Below are 20,437 nucleotides of genomic sequence, written 5' to 3'. Positions count from 1 at the left end.
AGAGATGGTGGCCCTTATGAGCAACAATATGTACAAAAAAATTGATGAATTGATGGAACGTAAATATAAAATCCAGCTTGGTGGCGGAGATGCTCGTATCGATGCACAACATAACCGCGGCAAGTTGACTGCACGTGAGCGGATCGAGCTTCTGCTTGACCCAGACACCTTTATGGAGCTGAACCCGTTTGTTGAGCATCGTGCAACACATTTTGGTCTCGACCAGATGGAGGCACCGGGCGAAGGTGTCGTGACGGGCTACGGAAAAATCAACGGTCGTCCCGTCTATTTGTTCGCGCAGGATTTCACGGTATTTGGCGGTGCTCTGGGTGAGATGCACGCGATGAAAATCGCCAAGGTGATGGACCTGGCAGCGAAAAACGGCGCTCCCTTTATCGGTCTGAACGACTCTGGCGGCGCACGCATTCAAGAAGGGGTAAGCTCGCTGGATGGCTACGGCACGATTTTTTACCGCAATGCTATTTACTCTGGTGTAATTCCGCAAATCTCTGTCATCCTCGGTCCGTGTGCGGGAGGAGCCGTTTACTCTCCAGCGATTACGGATTTCGTGTTCATGGTTGAGAAGACGAGTCAAATGTTCATCACAGGTCCAAAAGTGATCGAAACCGTTACCGGTGAAAAAATATCCGCGGAAGATCTAGGCGGAGCCAAAGTCCATTCGACGGTGAGCGGCAATGCCCATTTTACGGCAGAAACCGAACAGGAAGTATTGGAAGGAGTGCGGAGGCTACTCAGCTTCCTGCCACAAAACAATCGTGATCGCGCACCTGTGATAAAAGCAGAAGAGAATAATGGATGGCAAGAAGAGCTTCTGGAGCTCGTACCTGCTGAAAGCACCAAAGTATACGATGTGCGCAAGGTCATCGAAAAAATCGTGGATCACGGCGATTTCATGGAAGTTCAGCCGAACTTTGCCCGCAACATCGTTATCGGTCTGGCGCGTATCGATGGACACAGTGTAGGCATTATCGCCAACCAGCCGAAGGTCATGGCAGGCGGACTGGACATTCATTCATCGGATAAGCTGGCACGGTTCATCCGTTTCTGCGACTGCTTTAACATTCCGCTGCTGACTTTTGAAGATGTCTCTGGCTTTTTCCCGGGAATCAATCAGGAGCACGGAGGGATTATCCGTCATGGGGCGAAAATCTTGTATGCATACTCAGAAGCAACGGTTCCCAAAATCACCGTGATTCTGCGCAAAGCATACGGAGGGGCTTATGTGGCGCTCAACTCCAAGTCCATTGGAGCAGATGTCGTATATGCATGGCCGAATGCAGAAATCGCCGTCATGGGTCCCGAGGGGGCAGCCAACGTCATTTTTGCAAAAGAAATCGATCAAAGTGAGGACCCGGCTGCGACTCGCGCAGAGAAAATTGCCCTCTACCGAGAAAAGTTCGCCAATCCATATGTCGCGGCAAGTCTCGGCATGGTGGATGATGTCATCGATCCGCGCGAAACCCGCCAAAAGGTGGCGCAAGCCTTGGAAATGCTCAGAAACAAACAGGAAGATCGTCCGTACAAAAAGCACGGGAATATCCCACTTTAAAAAAAGGAGCTCTGATCTTGCTATGAAGCTGCATGAACTGCGTGAATTCATCAAGCTGGTGAATCAGTCTTCCATTGAGGAGCTGGAATGGGAGAAGGGCAAGACCCGCATCGTGATCAAAAAAAGCGCACCAGTTGAAGTCGTGGCTGTGAATGCGCCTGTACAGGTGGGCGAAGTGGAGCATGGCTATCAGGAGGCAGCCGCCACTGCTGAGTCCGTCAATGTCGTTGCTGAGGTGCCAAAGGAAGTGACACAGCAAGTCATGTCTCCGGGAGTAGGACTGTTCTATGCGGAAGTGACAGTAGGGCAGACTGTTCAAGTAGGCGAAAAAGTTGGACGCTGCACGGCTGATGCTCTTCAGCTTTCTGCCGACATTACATCCCCTGTTAGCGGCATCGTCACGGAAATTCTCGTCGTGGATGGTCAATTTGTCGATTACGGAAAAGCATTGCTCGTTGTCAAAACTAAGTAGGAAGGAGTGCGCCTATGTTTACGAAAGTATTGATTGCCAATCGCGGCGAAATCGCGGTCCGCATTATTCGCGCTTGTCAGGAACTAGGGATACGTACAGTCGCTGTCTTTTCTGAGGCGGACCGGGAAGCATTGCATGTAGAATTGGCGGATGAAGCGTATTGCATCGGACCTACGGCGTCCAAGGACAGTTATTTGAACATGGCACGGATTATGACAGTCGCTCTTTATACGAAGGCAGACGCTATCCATCCGGGCTATGGCTTCTTGGCGGAAAACGCTTCGTTCACCCAGCTTTGCCAAGATTGCTCGATTACCTTTATCGGTCCCGATCCTGAAGCGATCACAAAAATGGGTGACAAATCCGTAGCAAAAGCAACGATGAGTCAAGCGAATGTTCCCTTAGTTCCGGGCACAGACGGCTTGATTGATGACATCGATGAGGCATTGCAGGTGGCGGAGAAAATCGGCTATCCCGTCATCGTAAAAGCAACGGCTGGAGGCGGCGGCAGAGGCATGCGTGTCGCTTCTGACGCCGATGAGTTGTCTAAGGCGATTCGGCAAGCCCAGAAAGAAGCGGAGACGGCATTCGGAAACGCTGGCGTGTACTTGGAAAAATACGTGGAAGAGCCACGGCATGTGGAGATTCAAATCATGGGCGATAAGCACGGCAGCGCTGTGTACCTGGGAGAGCGGGATTGCTCCATCCAACGTCGTCATCAAAAGCTGGTAGAGGAGGCGCCATCTCCGGCGCTGCATCAAGCGCTACGCGAGCAAATGGGGCAAGCTGCGGTGGCGGCAGCCAAAGCGGTTTCGTACCACGGAGCGGGTACCGTTGAATTTTTGTTAGACAAGCATGGCCAATTTTACTTCATGGAAATGAATACACGGATTCAGGTAGAGCATCCCGTGACAGAGATGATTACAGGGATCGACTTGATTAAAGAACAAATATCTGTCGCAGCAGGAAATCCGTTATCCTTCTCACAAGAAGACGTGAAAATTAACGGATGGGCGATCGAATGCCGAATCAATGCGGAGAATCCTGCGAAAAACTTTATGCCATCACCTGGGAAGGTCATCAATTACTTGCCGCCTGGCGGTTACGGTGTGCGTGTGGACAGTGCAGTTTATCCTGGCTACGAAATCTCTCCTTTCTATGATTCGATGGTAGCCAAGCTGATCGTTTGGGGAACAGATCGAAACGAAGCATTGGCTCGTATGAAGCGGGCGCTAGGTGAGTTTGTCATCGAGGGCGTGCATACGACGGTTCCCTTCCATGAGAAGCTGATGGAGCACCCTGACTTTGTCGCAGGTAATTTCGCTACGAACTTCTTGGAGAAACATACGCTGGAATTGTAAAGAAAGAATAGATGGAACAAGCTGCGGGGTTATCGTGGCTTGTTTTTCTTTATAATAAAACGAGGAAAAACGCAAAAAGGAGCTATGTAAATGAGGGAGTATTCAACGATTGCACTAAACATGACCAGAAATTTTGATGTCCCACCTGAAAAAGTGTTTGATGCATGGCTGAATCAAGAGATGATGAAGAAATGGTTTTTTACATTGGAGCGAACCAATAAAGTGGCACAAAATAACCCCCAAGTTGGGGGAACATGGGAAATTGTTGATCACCGAGACGGGAAAGATTATCGCGCGATCGGAGAGTACATCGAAATGGATCGTCCAAACAAAATCGTCTTTACTTTTCAGATGCCGCAGTTTAGCGATTCTACCGATACCTTAATCGTGGAGCTAAAAGAAACGCAGCAAGGCAGTGAAATGACTTTTACGCAAAACATCGTCGTTCCGCATGAAGAAAATTGGACGCAGACGGATATTGAAAAAGCGTTGAGAGAATACCATGATGGCTCGGAACATGGTTGGAATCTCATGTTTAGGGGACTAAAAGAATTGGTGGAAACAGGAAAAATTAGTTATCAAGGCTAAACAAGGTCATGCTTTAGAAAGGGGGGATCAGAGATTTTCCAATATCTCTTCCCCCTTTTGCGCGTGCATTGGCTATTATTTCAACTCGTCAAGAAAGCTTCTTACAGCCTGATACACGCAGCAAAGCTTGCAAGCTTTGTGTTTGGTCTTTGGGTCACCATGCGTTCCGAAAAATAATCGACCACTCGAACGCCGACTTCTTCGAGAGATTTCCTTAGATCGTGTAAAGAAGGGGAGCGATGTGGGAGTTTTTCTGCAAAGGATAAGTCGGCCATCAATTCTACACTGATATCTTCCACAATGTCTGCGTTCACAAGCTCAGGATAATGAGCGGCAAATTGATAAGCGTTGACGCCTCCTAAAGAATGCCCGACGATCGTAACAGGAGCTCCATCCAACAAAAAGTACGAAGGTGTGCAGGCTTGCGAGGCTGAACTTTGGCTTGCATCCATGCTGCATGTGCGGCAGGATGGAAGTGGTTGGTTGGAAGGAAATGTAGCGAGAAGTGACTGTGCAGCATTCGACTGAACTATTGGACGGCATAAAAACTTATTTGGCAGAGCTGATATACATTTACTCGGAATGAGGAGGTAGCTATGGCATTACCCAAAAAAGGAACGCGGGGGATAACGGTAGGAGAGCAGCGATATCGTTGGGTGATTAGCCCAGCAGCGAAGGGGCTGCTTGCGTTGACGATCCAGCACAATGAAGGATTAGGTCAATTGATTCGCGTGTATGTAAAATCAGATGTAAATGACTTCTGGGCGGAGTTTCCACTTGTGCAGCATTTGGATATGAGAGTGATAAAGCCAGCTGAAGTCGCGGCTATCATTGAAGAGGCGATCAAGCTGGGGTGGCAGCCTGACAAAAAGGGGGCGCCTTTGAGTTTTGATTTCATCGGTAGTACGCTCGTCAAAAAAGGGGATACCTAGCAATACCGGGGAGGGGTTGATCATCATGTGTCGATATGGGATGTATGGTCCGTATAAACAAATATACGCCTGTTTCGCTTGCCAAAAAGTGTTCAAGCAAACCTCCAAGTATGAGTTGACGGAGGAAGAATGGACCAAGATCAAGCATAGCTGTCCGCAATGTGGTGAGGGAATGAAGGATATGGGGCATGATTTCAAGGCCCCGAAACAAACGGATGTGAAGCAATGGAAAAAGGTTGAAATTCTCTATCAGCATGGGTTTACCTATCATTCCTGTGGTTGTGGTGGCCCAGGCTACCGACCAGCCCAATTAAATGAAGTGAACGAATTTCTCGAAAAGAACAAGCGGTTCAAAACAGAGGGAGAGAAATTGCTAAATAGACTCACAGTAAGAAAGTAAAAACGAGCAGGGGGCGGGGGATAGTGGCAACATTCTTTTTGATCATGATTTACTTGTCGTTTATCAGCTTGGGCCTTCCTGATTCGTTACTGGGGGCAGCTTGGCCGGTCATGCAAGCAGAATATGGCGCGGCATTTGGTATGGCAGGTGTGATTAACATTGTGATTGCGTCTGGAACGATCGTATCTAGCTTGATGAGTGGTGCATTAATAAAACGATTGGGGACAGGACAGATCACGCTGATTAGCTGTTTGATGACGGCGGCGGCCTTGCTCGGATTTTCTTTTGCCCCTTCGATTATATGGTTGATGGTATTGGCATTGCCGCTGGGACTAGGAGCTGGCTCTGTGGATGCTGCTCTGAATCATTATGTTGCCACGCATTATCAAGCCCATCATATGAGCTGGCTGCATTGCTTCTGGGGTGTGGGTGCTACGCTTGGCCCCATTATTATGTCTGGCTTCATGCGCGATCATGATTTATGGCGGAATGGATACTTGACCATTTCTCTCATTCAATTTGCGTTAGTCGTACTTCTAGCGCTTACACTTCCTTTATGGAAACGAATGGAGAACGTGCAAAGTCATGCTGTCAAAGAGTCACAGGTTCAGCCGTCTCGTGGGCAGAGCGAACAACCGTTACGGACAAAAGGCGTCAAGCTGACTTTGCTAACCTTTCTCTTCTATTGTGGGGCTGAAGCCTCGGTGGGATTATGGGGGAGCAGCTTTTTGGTAAATGGGAAGGAGCTACCTGCGGCTGTAGCGGCGGTGTGGGTAGCCATGTATTACGGTGGCATTACTGTGGGGCGATTTATCACGGGCTTTGTTACCTTCAAAGTGAGCAACCGCGTCCTGATTCGCAGTGGGCTTCTCGTATCATTCGCTGGGGCAACGCTGTTGATGTTGCCATTACCGACCTTCAGTTCGCTAATCGGTTTTCTGTTGCTCGGGTTAGGCTTCGCTCCGATTTATCCCTGTATGCTGCATGATACCCCTGAACGCTTTGGGAAAGAGCAGACACAAAAGCTGATGGGCTATCAGATGGCGGTTGCGTACACGGGTGCCACACTTTTGCCTCCGTTGCTGGGGTGGCTTGCTGCACAGACGACCGTTTCTATTTTACCGTTTTTTACAGCCTTCTACATTGCGTTCATGCTATATGGTTCTGAGAGAGTCAATCGAATCATGAAGCAACGGGCTGCCCAATCAGAAACGTTCTAGCATGTGGCAATCGCTATTTTGATGATATCATGTTTTGCAAAGCTTTTCCGTATAAAGACTGGGGCACCTGGTCGCCGCTAATGTAATAAAAGATGCTCATGCCATTCTCTAGAGCAAGAATCGTCCATGCCATTTCATCAGCGGATAGAGTAAGGCCACTTTCTTTTGGCATCAAGGTCTGTATCGCCTTGGAAAGATGCTGTACCGACTCTATGATCATGTTCGACCATCGCTTTCGAACAGACTCTTCGCGCATGGCGTAAAGCAAAAATTCCAGGTTTAGCATGTTCCACGTACGATTTTGTTGCTGAACGGACATAAAATAGGCGTCCATGGCTTCTATAAAATGCGATAATGATGGCTGGTGATCAATTACGAGATGGATATTAGACACATGTAATTGCATCTGACCTTCCAAAATAGCGAGAAAGAGATCTTCTTTGGACTGGAAATGAGCATAAACTGCTCCTTTGGTAAATCCAGCATGGTCTGCGATTTTATCAACGGAAGCCCCGTGGAAGCCTAACTGAGCAAAGGTCTCAATGGCTGCGTCAATGAGCAATTGCCGTGTTTCCTGTTTACGCTCTGCTTGGGTTAATCTGCGTCTGTTCATTCGCCCGCCTCCTTCTCTTGACAATCATACCATATAGAATTAACATTCCATGTAGTATTTAAATCCTTATTGGTATGTAAGATACAAATGGCAGTTTTGTAGGATTTAACCGTCTACTATGTCATGCTATTTTGGAGTACGATAGATATAGATCATCTAGTAAGAGGGGACAGTGTACGAATGCAGAGGGAAGAAAGCGTTGCAACGCGGAATCGGCCTATGTCCAATATTTTGGCGCAAACGGTTAAGACGGGGATTATCAAATCGAATCTGATTACGATGTTTGCCGGATTAACATTGGCTTTATATACGTATCACTTCAGTCTATTAGATAAGCTGCCAGAAATCTTATTTGCTACAATCGGCTCTATTTTAATCATGGGCGCAGCGGGTGCTTTTAATAACGTGTATGATCGCGATATCGATTCTGTCATGGAGAGGACGAAGAACAGACCTACGGTGACAGGAGACATATCAACGAAGACAGTTTTATGGTTAGCATCCCTAATGACGATTATTGGCTTGGTGGCTCTCGTCTTGGCATCACCGTTGGCTGCTATTATGGGTTTTCTCGGACTGTTTTTTTATGTCGTGCCTTATACGATGTGGACCAAAAGAAGAACGGTTTACAATACGGAGGTAGGAAGTATTTCTGGCGCAATGCCGCCACTTATCGGTTGGGCTGCGATTCATCCAGATATCACGCATCCTGCGATCCTTGGTCTCTTTATCATCATGGTCATTTGGCAAATGCCTCACTTCTATGCGATTGCGATTCGCAAGCATGATGAGTACAAGGCGGCTGGGGTTCCTATGTTGCCCGTGGTCAAAGGTGCAAGACGTACCTACATTCAAACAAATGTTTATTTGGTTATATTAATTGCTAGCAGTTTTCTATTTTGGTCATTAAGTGCTGGTCTTACGTTTATGGCCCTGCTCCTGAATATTTTATGGCTGGTTCTGAGTGTTTTTGGATACCGGAAAATGGATTCACAGAAATGGTCGAAAACGATGTTTATTTATTCGCTGATTCATATGACGGTGCTGTTCTCGACGGTGATTATTTACTCACTCATGGGCATTATCTTCAAACTGTATCAGTGATCATCCAAGCTGCCTTCACTTTGAGGGCGGCTTCTTTTTTTGTCAGGGAACCTTGCAGCATAGCGAGTTTTTCTCATGTTCAACAAAAAATGGGCGCGTGATTATGGAACAAATACCCAACTTCGCTTCATAAGTTTAGAGTAGCTCCATGATGTGGCGGAGGTGAAAATGAATGGATGATTTCAAAAAAGAGCTAAAAAAACTAAAGGCATCTGAAATAAAATCGGATAAAGTACAGCGTTGGGACAAAGAAAAAATGAATGAAGCTACGCTCGTTCGCGGACGGTGTGGCGGATGTGGAAGATGCGGTGGCTGCAGTAGATGCAGTAGATGCAGTTGTAGTCGTTGTAGTCGTTGCAGTTGCTCTTGCTCCTGTTCTTGCGTCTGTAGCTGTTCATGCAGTTGCTCTTGCAGTTGCAGTTGCTCTTGCAGTTGCTCTTGCTTCTTTCCATGCTTTGTCATATTTGATAACGATTAATGATCGTACCCCGCATTATGCTCCTGCCAACAGTATTGTTTTGGCAGGAGCTTTGTTTTTTGCGAACAGGAATGTGAGACAAATAGTCCTACATAAAATGAGAGTGACATGTCTCGTCACAAATAGACGGATTTCGCAAAGGGAGGGGGCGGAGAATGGATAGGTTGAATCCTTCGATGCGTATAAAAGTGAAACGGGATACAGTTTATATACCCGATGCAGATGGTAGTGTATATTTTCGCAATAACATTGGGACCTTCCGCATGAAGGGCGACATGATCGAACGATGGGTAGACCAATTAATGCCCATGTTTAATGGTGAGCATACACTGGAACAATTGACCGATGATTTGCCTGATGAATACCAACAGCAAATATATGAGGTAGCAGGCACTCTTTTGCAAAATGGATTTCTCCAGGACGTGAGTCAGGATAAACCACATGATTTATCCCGAGAAACGATGTCCACGTATGCAGCGCAGATTGAATTTTTGGACCAGTTTGGCGGTTCGGGAGGGTATCGGTTTCAAAAATATCGAGCAGAAAACGTTTTGGTAATCGGAGCTGGCCCATTTCTCCTTTCTGTCATCCATGCATTGTTAGAATCGGGATGCGTTCAATTCCATTATGCAATGACGGGTGAGACTCCGACTGATCGTGAGCGGCTAGAGACGATCATCGAGAATTCGCGCAGGAAAGACCCGCATGTAAAGCTGGAAAAGCTAGAACCAGCGTCGTGGGGCAAGGTAGAGTGGTCGGAGGCAATCGAGCCATTCACTGCGGTTTTGTACACATCAGCACATACAAACAAGGATGAAACAAGTGTTATTCATTCTGTGTGTAGAGAGCAAGAGAAGGTGTTTATTCCAGCGCTTTTCGTACTCCAAAAAGGAATGGTTGGGCCGCTGGTTCATCCGCAATCGGAGGCTTGCTTTGAATCGGCTTGGCGTCGGTTGCATCGACAAGCTTTGAGTGAGGACCCCGATCATCATGCGTTTTCTATGACTGCAGCAGCCATGTTGGCCAACATTGCTGTTTTTGAATGGTTTAAATACGTTACAGGGGCCATAGAAACAGAGGTCGCCAACAAGGTTTATTTGCTAAATCTAGAGACATTAGAAGGAAGCTGGCAGTCATTTATGCGGCATCCGATGCTGAGTGAAGAGATGAGCATGGAGGTATTAGATGACCGTGATCTCCAATCGCGGCTATCAAAAGAGGCAGAACAAAAGGAAAGTCTATTGTCGCTGTTTCCATCATGGACCTCATCTGGTACCGGAATTTTTGACAGTTGGGATGAGGGTGAGCTAACGCAATTGCCGCTCACTCAGTGTATCGTTACGGCAGTCGATCCCGTCGCAGATGGTCCCTCAGAGCTTTTGCCATCCGTCGTATGCGCGGGTTATAACCATGACGAGGCGAGAAGAGAAGCTGGATTACTTGGGGCAGAGATGTATGTCGGAAGAATGGTGAACCATCTCGCTACCCAAAACAGGGCTTTACAAGTGGGGATAGATGGAAACATCGGAATTGGAGCAGGAGAAACGGCAGCAGAAGGGTTAAGTCGGGCGTTACTACATTGTTTAACACTCACGTATGTGTCAGAAATGAAAGGACGACAACCAACAGCTAGACCTGTTCACGCTGGAACGATTGCGGATGAGCAGTCTCAGTATTATATGCGGTCATTCGCTACATTGGGTGAAGAACCGAAGATTGCCAAGGGCCATGATGTGTGCGGTTTTCCGGTTATTTGGGTGGGAACGCGCTCCGGTTGGTTTGGGAGTGTTGGCTTACAGGAGCTAGACGCGTTGCAAAAAGCGTTAATGCATGCCTTACATCGTATCCAGAATCAATCAACACCATTATCTAAGTATGTACTTACAGCGCAATCTGTAGCAATGACGGGTGAAATAATGGAATTGGCATTCATCCCTAGCAAAGAAGAATCAGAACATGAAGTCTGGCAGCACGCTATCGAAGTTTTAGCACTTCATCACAAAAAACCTCTGATCATAAATGCGGCGATAGAGTCTTTCTTGGAGGAAGACCTTGGCGGGGTATTCGCTTTGCTGCTCTCTCGGGAGGTGCTTCAATGAGTGCTGACATTCTTGTAATCGGAGATGGCGTATTAGCAGAGCTGATTTCAGAACGTCTCATGACGGATTACCGCGTGTGGCGGAGTGAGAAAATGGAATCGGCGACAAGGGTAGCAGACTTGGCACTTCTGTTACACGATACCTATCATCCTACCTTGTATCTGCAAGCAGAAAAACATTTCCAACAAGCGAATATTCCATGGCTGCGCGGTTTTGTTTCATTCGGAGAAGCGATTGTAGGCCCGCTGGTACGACCAGGTCAAACAGGGTGCTCTCAGTGCGCAGATATGCGTCGTTTGATGGCGGGACGCGATCGGCAAGAGATGTGGAAGGTACAAAAAATGCTGAGCGAAAAAGGCGAAATACATCGGGATCCGTGGTCATCCCGCTCTGGCTTACTACAGGTGGCTCACCACGTAATCGCGGAAGTGTTACGTTTCGTAGAGGGCAGGCAAGCCCACTTATCGGAGCATATCCAATTCATTGATTTACAAACATTGACAAGTACCCGCCATTTCTTTTTACCAAATCCATTATGTTCAGTATGTAGTCGGTTGCCTGAGGATTCAGAGGATCGGGCAAGAATACGCTTGAAGCCCAACATAAAGCAAAGTCCTGATAGTTACCGCACAAAATCCATTGCTGAGTTGCAACAAGCACTTACCTCCGAGTATTTGGATTCCCGAACCGGATTTTTGAACGGGAAAGTCCGTGATCTCGTCTCTGTTTTTGCAGATGTAAGTGTCAATTTGCCTTTATTTTCGCATAATGAGGGTACAGCAGGCAGATCCGTTTCGTACGCGGATAGCGAGTTAACGGCGATTTTGGAGGGAATGGAAAGATATTGCGGGCTGATGCCGCGTGGCAAGAGGACGATGGTGCGTGACTGCTATGCAAACCTTGCGCCGCATGCCCTTGATCCGACAACGGCGGGGACCCATTCAGAAGAGCAGTATGCCCTACCAGATTTTCCTTTTCAGCCGTTTGATCCCAAGCGAGAGATGAACTGGGTATGGGGTTATTCCTTTAAAGAAGAGCGACCCATTCTTGTACCTGAGCTCATGGCCTACTACAGTATGGGATTCGGGGAGGGAGTTGTATTTGAGACCTCCAATGGCTGTGCGTTAGGCGGCAGTTTGGAGGAGGCGATTTTTTACGGAATCCTCGAAGTGGTTGAGCGAGATGCTTTCTTGTTGACCTGGTATGCCCAACTGCCATTACCACGTCTCGATCCCGCTACGGTCAATGACCAGGAATTGCTTCTTCTAATTGATCGGATGCAGACCGTTACCAATTACGATTTGTACTTGTTCGATGCGACAATGGAAAATGGAATTCCCGCTGTATGGACGATTGCGAAAAACCGCGGAGAAGAAGGCTTGCACCTCGTTTGTGCAGCAGGAGCGCATCCAGACCCCATCCGCGCTGTAAAAAGCTCCATTTACGAAACGGCTGCCATGCTCATGACTTTGACAGACAAGTACGAAGCGAACCGAGACAAATATTTACGCATGCTCCATGATTCGTCCCTAGTGAAAAAGATGGACGACCATGCGATGCTTTACAGCTTGCCGGAAGCAGCGGAGCGCTTATCCTTTCTTATGGATAATTCACGTTCGATGGTCTCTTTCGCTGAACAATTTCCTAGAAGAAACCAGCATCGTGATCTCACAGACGATTTGCGGGAGTTGCTCGGTGTGTTCCAAAAGTTAGATCTCGATGTCATTGTAGTAGATCAAACGACACCAGAGGTAGGGCGCCACGGCTTATCTTGCGTACGCGTATTGATTCCTGGCATGCTCCCGATGACTTTTGGCCAGCATCTCACGCGAGTAACGGGATTGAAAAGAGTATTGGAGGTCCCTGTGAAGCTGGGTTACACGAAACAACCACTGCGTGTAGACGAGTTGAATCCTTTTCCGCATCCGTTTCCATAACATGCATCTGGGAGTGAGCCGGATGAGTCTCGAAAATTTCTTGTACCGCCTTCATTTTGATACGGAAAACGCCAGGCCAAGTGATCTCGAAGTGGATTGGGGGGATGCGCCACTGACATACAAGCTGTACAGGGGGCTACCTGTTATTCCACTGCCAGAAGACGTCCCTCTATCGCTCGCAGATCTTACGGTTTCACAAGAGATGTCTCTTCCTCAATTGGGCGCTTGGTTATGGTATAGCTATGGCCTCATCCAAATCAGCCAATCGTTGTTAACCACAACTCCGGCAGATGTAGGATCTGAGTCGTTTGTGTCGCTTGTAACCAATCGAAGACCAGTTCCGTCTGGAGGGGCGCTCTATCCGAGTGAGCTGTACGTGTATATAAAGCTGTCTAGTATTCCTTCAGGTCTATACCACTACGATGTGGCCCATCACAGACTTGTACAATTGCGCGAAGGGAATTTTGATCACTTCCTAAGCCGAGCACTTGGCGGCAGTTGCCCGGTACATGCTTGCTTTGGAGTTGCGTTCGTATCCACCTATTTTTGGAAGAACTTTTTTAAGTATGATGAGTTTTCCTATCGATTGCAGGGCCTCGATGCTGGAGTACTGCTTGGACAATTGCAGGAAATGGCAAACCAGTTCGGTGTAACGACTGCGGTACACTACCAGTTTCTAGATAGAGCGATGAATACACTTCTAGGATTGTCTGCCGATCAAGAGAGTGTATACGCGGTAGTTCCCTTAGCGCTTCAAATAGATGGGGAGAGGCAGTCGCACTCAACCGCACATTGGGCAGAGCGAGGTGAGGAGACGGCAAGCGAGTTAATCCGAGAACTGCCTGAACAAAAGCATGTGCATATGATGCGCTCAAAAAGAATGAGAAAATATCCTGCGCTCCTGCAAATGAATCAAGCTGCCATGCAGGAATCTACCCATTCGATTACGCGTTATTCAGATCAGTTGGAAAGCAAGTGGCTTCGTCGTTCCGATGAGCGAATTCTTCTCCCGCGTTTGCAGAAACCAAACTATGATCTGGCGCAGTATTGCCGGGAGCGTTTTTCGCCGGAAATGGACTTTATCAGGAGAAAAACAGACCAGGATCAGGTAGCGCGTATCGTGGAAATGACGATGAGTGCTCTATCGTATGGCAATGATTTGGGGAAAAATCAAGAAGTAGCGTGGAGTAGGCTTTCTCTCTTTGTAAGCATTCATCAGGTAGAAGGGATACGAGATGGGGCATACGCTTACGAACCACTGGAGCACGCTCTTTATCCGATTGTCTATGGAGATTTACGAGCACGCCTTCAAGACGGAATGACCCTGGACAACGTGAATTTGTATCAAGTGCCGCTCTGCTTTCATGTGGCGGGTAAACGCGATCATTTGATCAATCAGCTAGGGCTTAGAGGGTATCGCATCCAGCATTTGGAGGCGGGAATCGTCGTGCATCACTTGCTATTAGCAGCGTTCACGTGTGGAATGGGCGGTCATCCGTTACTCGGATTTGACGTGGAAAATTGCGACGATCTATACAACCTAGAGACAGAAGAGAAAACCTGCTTGATCCAAATTCCGGTCGGGCATTATCGCCCCCGCGCCAGATTTCAGGGCGGGCTTCATGGATAAAAACGTGGAAGACCCGAGTCGCGTTGACCCGGGTCTTGTTTTATGCCCTTATAATGGCTTTGATACCTTGAATGAAACGGTTCATTTCCTCGTGGGTATTGTACGGTGCCAGCCCCGCTCGTATCCAGCCGCCACTTTCACTGATTCCCAAACAATTGGCGAGTGTTGTCGCATAGAAGTCCCCGTCCGCAACGAATATGCTATGCTCCTCGCACAATCGCTCACATATTTCTTGGGGAGTAAACCCTTCGATCCTAAAAGCGATCGTTGGTGTTTTCGGAACATCTTCACACGCTTGATAGATGGTGACACCATTCATTGCGCCTAGTTCTTTTCGCAGCTTTTCAGCCAACTGATTTTCATAGGCTTCGATCACCTCATAACCAGAGCAGATTTTTTCAGCGAAGCTATCACCGAAACCAAGCGAAGCTACAAATTCGATAGCGGGTCTGATTCCAGCGATTCCTTCATGATTTTGTGTTCCGGTCTCCAGTTTATCTGGATAAGAAGCGGGGGCAGGAACCAGTTTGTAAACATCGAGTGCTTCAAAAATTTCTTTGCAAATGACAGCGATTCCCACATGAGGGCCAAAAAACTTGTAAGCAGAACAGAGCAGGATATCGGCTCCAATTTCGTCACGATGGATGGGGAAGTGCGGGACTGCATGCACGGCGTCGACAGCAACAATAACTCCTTTTGCACGTGCTTTTTGGGATATGGCAGCGAGATCATGGATCGTTCCGACAGCATTGGAAGCAAGCCCGACTGCCACAAGTCTGGTCCTGGAAGTAAGTAGGGTATCGAGCTCATCTAGTTGTAACGTAAGTGTTTCTTTGTTCACCTTTAACCACCGAACGGTCATTCCGCGATCAGCGGCAACAGTCAGCCACGGATCTACATTGGCGCGGTGATCCATTTCGGAGACGATGATCTCATCCCCTTCTCTCCAATGTCGACCTAATGCACGTGCAATCGCAAAGGTCAGGGTGGTCATATTCGCCCCGAAGGCTACCTCCAGCGGCTTCACGTGGAAAAGGTCTGCTACGGCTTGCTTCGCATCTGCAAGGATGGCTTCTGTCTCCTTGCTTGTTGGAAAAGAGCCGTGTAAATTCGCTCCACCGTTCGCCATATAGCGATAGATCGCGTCCATGGAGGATTTTACGACTTGTGAGCCGCCTGGGCCATCGAGATAAACAACTGGTTTGCCCTTGTAAGTTCGTTGTAGCGCGGGGAATTGCTCCCGGACTTTTTCAATGGGGAAATGTCCTGATGCAACTTCTAATCGCCAATCATTGGAGCGCATAAAACTTCCTGGAGGGTATTCAAAGACGCATTCTGACTGCAGAGTGAAACCGAGCTTACGGCAAATGGCATTGGAAGCAGGATTATCCACGGAGGGATAGGCATGAATAAATTTGTGTTTTCGTTCTTGGTTGATGCTTGTGATGAGTGAGGCTAAAGCCACAGAAGCGATTCCTTTCCCTTGAAAGGGAGGCAGGACGCTCCAGCCTACTTCGTATACGTTTTCTCCTTGCCAGATGCGGTCCCAATAGCCGATGCTTCCGACGGGGGTGTGATCTGGCAGCAGTACGATGCTGAACATCTTGCTCGTTAGCTGTCCGTCCTTATTGACGTATCGTTCGTGCCGAGCAAGGAGCTGCTCTTCCGTCTCGGGGCCTCCAAGATGCTCCATCATGGCAGGCGCATTCAAAAGACGCAGCAAGGGAAGATCGTGATCCGCCCAGGGCTCAATGCGGACAAGCTCAGTGTTTAGCGTTGTGGACATGTTCTCACTCCTTACCAACTGGATTTCCGTGGTGTCCGTCATCATTCGTTATCTCTCATTATTCGGAAAAGATTCCAATTAATCAATCTTCAATTCGTTCTAAGAAAAAAGGGATGGAAAATCATGCTATAATGGTAGTGCCCGAGTGATTCTTCCTATCGGAGTAATGAAAGAGTAGCCGAGGTGTAGGAATAGACCCTTTCTGAAAAAACATTTGGAGTGTAAATCCAACGTAAATATCGTCACTGACAATGAAGGAAAAGGAAGGGGTACCTGTTCATGAATGAAAAAAGCATTCATACACAACGGCTCATATTGATTCCATTTACACATAGAATAGCGGCGAATATTTTGCAAGAAAATTACGAAGAGTTATTGGATATGGGGCTTACATTAGGAAAAGGCTGGCCTGATGAGGATGCGATGGAAACGATACCCAAAATCATCAAAGCACTCGAACTCACAGGGGAACCGACAGGATTTGAATCGAGGATGATCATTACAAAAGATGGCATGAAGATCATCGGGGATGCAGGGTTCAAGGGAGTACCGAATGCGGAGGGAGAAGTGGACATCGGCTATGGAATTATGGAAGCCGAACGAAAAAAAGGTTACGCGTACGAGGCAGCAGAAGGCCTAGCGAATTGGGCGTTGTTGCAGCCAGATGTGAAAAAGATTACAGCGAAGTGCTTGCTAGATAATATAGATTCCGCGAAAATATTAGTCAAAATGGGCTTTGCAGAAATGAAGAGGGACGACACATTGATTTACTGGTCTAAGCAGTAGGGAATAGCACGACAGAACAGAACCAGAGTGAAACACGAAAAAAAGGACGCACACATGGCAGTCCTTTTTTTCGTGGAGAACATTAGTTGCTGGAATTTTCTATGGGAATGTTGTAGATATGTTTCGTCCCATCTTTATACGTTAGCTCGAGTACACCTGATTGAAGGGATGGACCTTTTGCTTTTACTTTTTTCTTCGTGGTAAACTCTCCTGACTTCGAGTCGATTCGCAACGTAATGAGCGTATTAAAGACCTGAAGCGTTACGCGCTTGATTTCCTTATTAGAGACTTTTCCTGTCGCATTGATTTCGTAATACGATTTAGGAAGCTCACTCGCTTCAGCCTGGAGCTCAATCTCATCTGGATGGAGAGCTAGCCCTGCAAGAAATTGCGTCTGCATCTTTACGAGTTCCTCTTTGCGTTCCTTATCTTCCGGTCCAACGAGGATGCGCACAGAAGAATTCACTTGAAAATAGTCTGGCGTAAGATCATCCGGCAGTTCATCTGTTCGGAAATATTCATCTTGCTCGATCGTTCTCCCGGGCTTTAAGGTTCTCTCCTTGATGTCCGGGGTACAGGCAGGTTCGTCTTCAGGGTAGGGAAGCTCCCAAGAGTCTCCAGAGGCATACGCTTCTAGTCGTGTTGTCACACCATAGCAATGAGCAGTCGTGTACGTGATCGGTTTCCGCGAAATATTGGTGACAACCGTATTTACGTGGTACATTGGTGAGTCGTATTTTGGATTGTCGATTTCAGTAACGGTCGTTTGAAACCGAAGTCCTTCTTTCTTGAATGGTTTCTCAATGAATAGTGTGCCAGTTACTTTTGGTGCGGCAGCGTTTACATCAACGGCACCAGCGGTCATAAACAGTAACAGACATACAAAGGAATAGACAAACTTGCGAAACATGCCGTTTTCACCTCCTAAAGATATCAACTTTGAGTTATGTGATGTGGTTGGTACCACCTCAATATTCCACATATTCCCTTGAATTGCAATATTATTTAAAAAATAGTCTGCATGAAAATTTTCAATGGAAGGGTAACCCAAGACCTCCTTGTTTCGTATTGAAATAAAGGAAAAGATTATCGCTTTTCATTGAACTATGCAACGCGTGTCTCTATACTGGAGAGATAAGCATTGGTAGATAATTGTGAGGGATAGCATGCAGAACTGGATGACCCAAATTATTGAACAATATAGTTACTTCGGTATCTTACTGATGATGGCACTGGAAAACATCTTTCCACCCATACCTTCTGAGGTGATCTTGACCTTCGGTGGATTTATGACGACTCAATCATCCTTAACGGTTTTTGGCGTAATCTTGTCAGCTACAATCGGTTCGGTGATCGGGGCCATCATGCTCTATGGAATCGGTTATTACCTAGACGTCAAAAAAATAGAGAAGATCGTAGAGAGATGGGGGCATCTTCTACGCATTAAAACGGCAGATATCCATAAAGCGAATGAATGGTTCGACCGATACGGGTACTGGACGATCTTTTTTTGCCGCATGATCCCATTAATCAGAAGCCTGATTTCCATTCCAGCTGGTATGACCAAAATGAATTTCCCGTTGTTTTTGCTGTTTACAACACTCGGTACGCTTATTTGGAACATCGTCCTAGTGATGGCTGGTCACTTATTGGGGGAATCGTGGGAAGACATTCTGTACTATTTCGATCTCTATTCCAGTGTCGTTTATGCTGTACTCGCATTTGCGGGGATAGCGTTTCTCATTTTTTTCCTCCGCAAACGAAAAGCGGATGCCTAAAACCTCCAAACCATCTTTCCTTCAAGGGAAGGTGGTTTTTCCATTTGGAAGCAACAGGTAAACATATTATAAAAAGTTGTAATTTTCTTGCAAATACAAGTTGTCGAAATTGCAGTAAGGTGTAGGGAGGGGGAGTAGGTGACATAGGCACCGCCCTTATTCTTGAAGCTGGGGGAGATGCATCTTGATCGATTTGTTACTCGTAAACGGTGTAGTCATTACTATGGACAAAGACCGTCGGGTATTGCAGGACGGGGCTGTCGCTATTGATAAAGGGAGAATTTTGGAGGTAGGCGACTCTCAACTTCTAAAAGACAAGTATCCCGCGCAAAAGGTAGTCGACTGTGCGCATCATTGTATCATGCCAGGCTTCATTGACGCACATGGTCATGGCGGACATTCGTTGTTCAAAACGATTGCGACGGACAATATCAACGACTGGATGCCAATCATGACCAACACATACAAGCACTACGTGACAGATGACTTCTGGTACTACGAGGGAAAGCTGTCAGCACTGGAGCGGCTTAAAGCTGGGATTACAACAGGTGTTAGCGTCCTGGGCTCGATGCCGCGCTCAGATGATCCGATCTTTGCCTTGAATCACGCCAAAGCGTACAACGAGGTTGGCGTTCGCGAAATCGTAGCGACAGGTCCATGTAATCCACCGTGGCCGCATCCCTTCAGCCGCTGGGTCGATGGACAAAAAGTAACGAAGGAAGTCACCTATGAGCAGGTGCTCGCTGGAGCAGAAGCCGTGATCGAAGCCCTGAATCACGCGAATAACGATAAAACCAGAGCTTACATAACTCCATTTGTCATCGTGACCTCTGTCAATCCGTCCTATCCGACACCTGCTGACCAATTGTTTGGCTTAACCGATTTTGACCGGTACCAAGCTCGGAAAATCAGGGAGATTGCGAAAAAGTACGACACGCGCATCCATTCCGATGCTTTTGGCGGTATGATTCACCTCGCGATTCAAGACAAAGAGTACGCGCTGCTTGGTCCAGACATACACTTGCAGCATTGTCGGGGAATCTCTTTTGACGAGGCGAAAATTTTGGCCGAAACAGGAACGAATGTGAGTGCTTCTCCTGGTTTTGGTCAAATCAATGCACGCACCCCTATTACGGAATTACTGGAGATGGGAGCGACTGTTGCGATCACGACAGATGGCACCTCGCCGATGACTCCTTTTGACATGTTCCAGGCCATGCGCAGAATGCAGCTGCTGCAACAAGCGGCGCTGCGGGATTATTATTACCTCCCGCCGGGCAAGCTGCTGGAAATGGTTACGATTGATGCGGCACGCTGTGTCGGCTGGGATGACGAGCTGGGGTCGCTTGAGGCTGGTAAAAAAGCGGACGTCATTACTGTAAATATGCATCAGGCCCACTTGAATCCAGAGAACATGCATGTCCATCGTGTTGTCTATCAGGCAGTCGGTGGAGATGTGAACCATGTCATCGTTGACGGTGAGCTGATCATGGACGAGCGCCGTGTTTTGACAGTGGATGAAAAGCAAATCCTCAAAGAAGCGAATGAAGAGGCGAATCGCACAATCGAGCGGGCAGGTCTAGAAATCTACATGCAGCCAAGCAAGTATTTCTGGGGGCATGCGCGAGCTTATTTGGATGAGAGAAGATTCGATCCGACGAGGTTGTAGGTAAGTAGTTAAAG

18 protein-coding genes and 1 pseudogene are annotated in these 20,437 nt (G+C 47.4%); 15 read left to right on the top strand and 4 right to left on the bottom strand.

Translation table 11 applies throughout. The features are described from left to right. Nucleotides 1-4: 4 nt before the first annotated feature. The 4 genes from HP399_RS17240 (at nt 5) to HP399_RS17225 (ending at nt 3,991) form a co-directional block, all read left to right on the top strand. Nucleotides 5-1,570 carry an acyl-CoA carboxylase subunit beta gene (locus HP399_RS17240; RefSeq protein ID WP_173617762.1) on the top strand — a complete coding sequence of 522 codons (1,566 nt, stop codon included), beginning with the start codon at nt 5-7 and terminating at the stop codon, nt 1,568-1,570. Nucleotides 1,571-1,592: 22 nt separating this feature from the next. Further along, a complete protein-coding gene (locus tag HP399_RS17235) occupies nt 1,593-2,042 on the top strand; it encodes an acetyl-CoA carboxylase biotin carboxyl carrier protein (RefSeq protein ID WP_173617761.1) in 450 nt (149 codons plus the stop codon). A gap of 14 nt (nt 2,043-2,056) precedes the next feature. Then, a complete protein-coding gene (gene accC, locus HP399_RS17230) occupies nt 2,057-3,403 on the top strand; it encodes an acetyl-CoA carboxylase biotin carboxylase subunit (RefSeq protein ID WP_173617760.1) in 1,347 nt (448 codons plus the stop codon). A 90-nt stretch (nt 3,404-3,493) separates the two neighbouring features. Beyond that, nucleotides 3,494-3,991 carry an SRPBCC family protein gene (locus HP399_RS17225; protein WP_173617759.1) on the top strand — a complete coding sequence of 166 codons (498 nt, stop codon included), beginning with the start codon at nt 3,494-3,496 and terminating at the stop codon, nt 3,989-3,991. 75 nt (nt 3,992-4,066) lie between these two features. Here HP399_RS17225 and HP399_RS17220 read toward each other — a convergent pair. After that, a pseudogene (locus tag HP399_RS17220) lies at nt 4,067-4,392 on the bottom strand (alpha/beta fold hydrolase); the annotation flags it as partial. 195 nt (nt 4,393-4,587) lie between these two features. On the opposite strand from HP399_RS17220, the gene HP399_RS17215 reads away from it, so the two are divergent. From HP399_RS17215 to HP399_RS17205, 3 genes are read left to right on the top strand one after another with little or no spacing between them, the layout of a single operon-like run. Further along, nucleotides 4,588-4,923: a hypothetical protein gene (locus HP399_RS17215; RefSeq protein ID WP_173617758.1), complete on the top strand. Its 336-nt coding sequence runs from the start codon at nt 4,588-4,590 to the stop codon at nt 4,921-4,923. 25 nt (nt 4,924-4,948) lie between these two features. After that, nucleotides 4,949-5,323 (top strand): hypothetical protein, encoded by a 375-nt coding sequence (locus tag HP399_RS17210; RefSeq protein WP_173617757.1) that lies wholly within the window; start codon nt 4,949-4,951, stop codon nt 5,321-5,323. 23 nt (nt 5,324-5,346) lie between these two features. Further along, nucleotides 5,347-6,543 carry an MFS transporter gene (locus HP399_RS17205; RefSeq protein WP_173617756.1) on the top strand — a complete coding sequence of 399 codons (1,197 nt, stop codon included), beginning with the start codon at nt 5,347-5,349 and terminating at the stop codon, nt 6,541-6,543. Nucleotides 6,544-6,556: 13 nt separating this feature from the next. Here the strand turns inward: HP399_RS17205 and HP399_RS17200 are convergent, their stop codons facing one another. Next, nucleotides 6,557-7,156 (bottom strand): TetR/AcrR family transcriptional regulator, encoded by a 600-nt coding sequence (locus tag HP399_RS17200; RefSeq protein ID WP_173617755.1) that lies wholly within the window; start codon nt 7,154-7,156, stop codon nt 6,557-6,559. 180 nt (nt 7,157-7,336) lie between these two features. Here HP399_RS17200 and cyoE point away from each other — a divergent pair, with 180 nt between their 5' ends. The 5 genes from cyoE (at nt 7,337) to HP399_RS17175 (ending at nt 14,404) form a co-directional block, all read left to right on the top strand. Further along, nucleotides 7,337-8,260 (top strand): heme o synthase, encoded by a 924-nt coding sequence (gene cyoE, locus HP399_RS17195; protein ID WP_173617754.1) that lies wholly within the window; start codon nt 7,337-7,339, stop codon nt 8,258-8,260. A gap of 172 nt (nt 8,261-8,432) precedes the next feature. After that, nucleotides 8,433-8,738: a heterocycloanthracin/sonorensin family bacteriocin gene (locus tag HP399_RS31170; RefSeq protein ID WP_173617753.1), complete on the top strand. Its 306-nt coding sequence runs from the start codon at nt 8,433-8,435 to the stop codon at nt 8,736-8,738. Nucleotides 8,739-8,893: 155 nt separating this feature from the next. Beyond that, entirely contained in the window at nt 8,894-10,837 is a 1,944-nt protein-coding gene (locus tag HP399_RS17185; RefSeq protein ID WP_173617752.1) for a putative thiazole-containing bacteriocin maturation protein, read from the top strand. Beyond that, the gene (locus tag HP399_RS17180; protein ID WP_173617751.1) at nt 10,834-12,774 is read left to right on the top strand and encodes a TOMM precursor leader peptide-binding protein; all 1,941 of its coding nucleotides are present in this window, start codon (nt 10,834-10,836) and stop codon (nt 12,772-12,774) included. The genes HP399_RS17185 and HP399_RS17180 overlap by 4 nt, the downstream gene beginning before the upstream one ends. A gap of 22 nt (nt 12,775-12,796) precedes the next feature. Continuing rightward, the gene (locus HP399_RS17175) at nt 12,797-14,404 is read left to right on the top strand and encodes a SagB family peptide dehydrogenase (RefSeq protein WP_173617750.1); all 1,608 of its coding nucleotides are present in this window, start codon (nt 12,797-12,799) and stop codon (nt 14,402-14,404) included. A gap of 40 nt (nt 14,405-14,444) precedes the next feature. Here the strand turns inward: HP399_RS17175 and HP399_RS17170 are convergent, their stop codons facing one another. Beyond that, the gene (locus HP399_RS17170; protein WP_173617749.1) at nt 14,445-16,190 is read right to left on the bottom strand and encodes a cysteine desulfurase-like protein; all 1,746 of its coding nucleotides are present in this window, start codon (nt 16,188-16,190) and stop codon (nt 14,445-14,447) included. Nucleotides 16,191-16,469: 279 nt separating this feature from the next. On the opposite strand from HP399_RS17170, the gene HP399_RS17165 reads away from it, so the two are divergent. Continuing rightward, the gene (locus tag HP399_RS17165) at nt 16,470-16,976 is read left to right on the top strand and encodes a GNAT family N-acetyltransferase (RefSeq protein ID WP_173617748.1); all 507 of its coding nucleotides are present in this window, start codon (nt 16,470-16,472) and stop codon (nt 16,974-16,976) included. A gap of 82 nt (nt 16,977-17,058) precedes the next feature. Here the strand turns inward: HP399_RS17165 and HP399_RS17160 are convergent, their stop codons facing one another. Then, nucleotides 17,059-17,886: a DUF1308 domain-containing protein gene (locus HP399_RS17160; protein WP_173617747.1), complete on the bottom strand. Its 828-nt coding sequence runs from the start codon at nt 17,884-17,886 to the stop codon at nt 17,059-17,061. A 256-nt stretch (nt 17,887-18,142) separates the two neighbouring features. Between HP399_RS17160 and HP399_RS17155 the strand changes: the two genes are divergently transcribed. Continuing rightward, nucleotides 18,143-18,754: a DedA family protein gene (locus HP399_RS17155; protein ID WP_173617746.1), complete on the top strand. Its 612-nt coding sequence runs from the start codon at nt 18,143-18,145 to the stop codon at nt 18,752-18,754. Between the two features lie 184 nt (nt 18,755-18,938). Continuing rightward, nucleotides 18,939-20,423, top strand: a complete 1,485-nt coding sequence (locus HP399_RS17150) for an amidohydrolase family protein (RefSeq protein ID WP_173617745.1) — start codon at nt 18,939-18,941, stop codon at nt 20,421-20,423. Nucleotides 20,424-20,437 lie beyond the last annotated feature (14 nt).

Source organism: Brevibacillus sp. DP1.3A (assembly GCF_013284245.2).
Taxonomy (GTDB): domain Bacteria; phylum Bacillota; class Bacilli; order Brevibacillales; family Brevibacillaceae; genus Brevibacillus.
The sequence above is the reverse complement of the archived record's forward strand: the minus strand, read 5'-3'. Positions and strand labels throughout refer to the sequence as shown.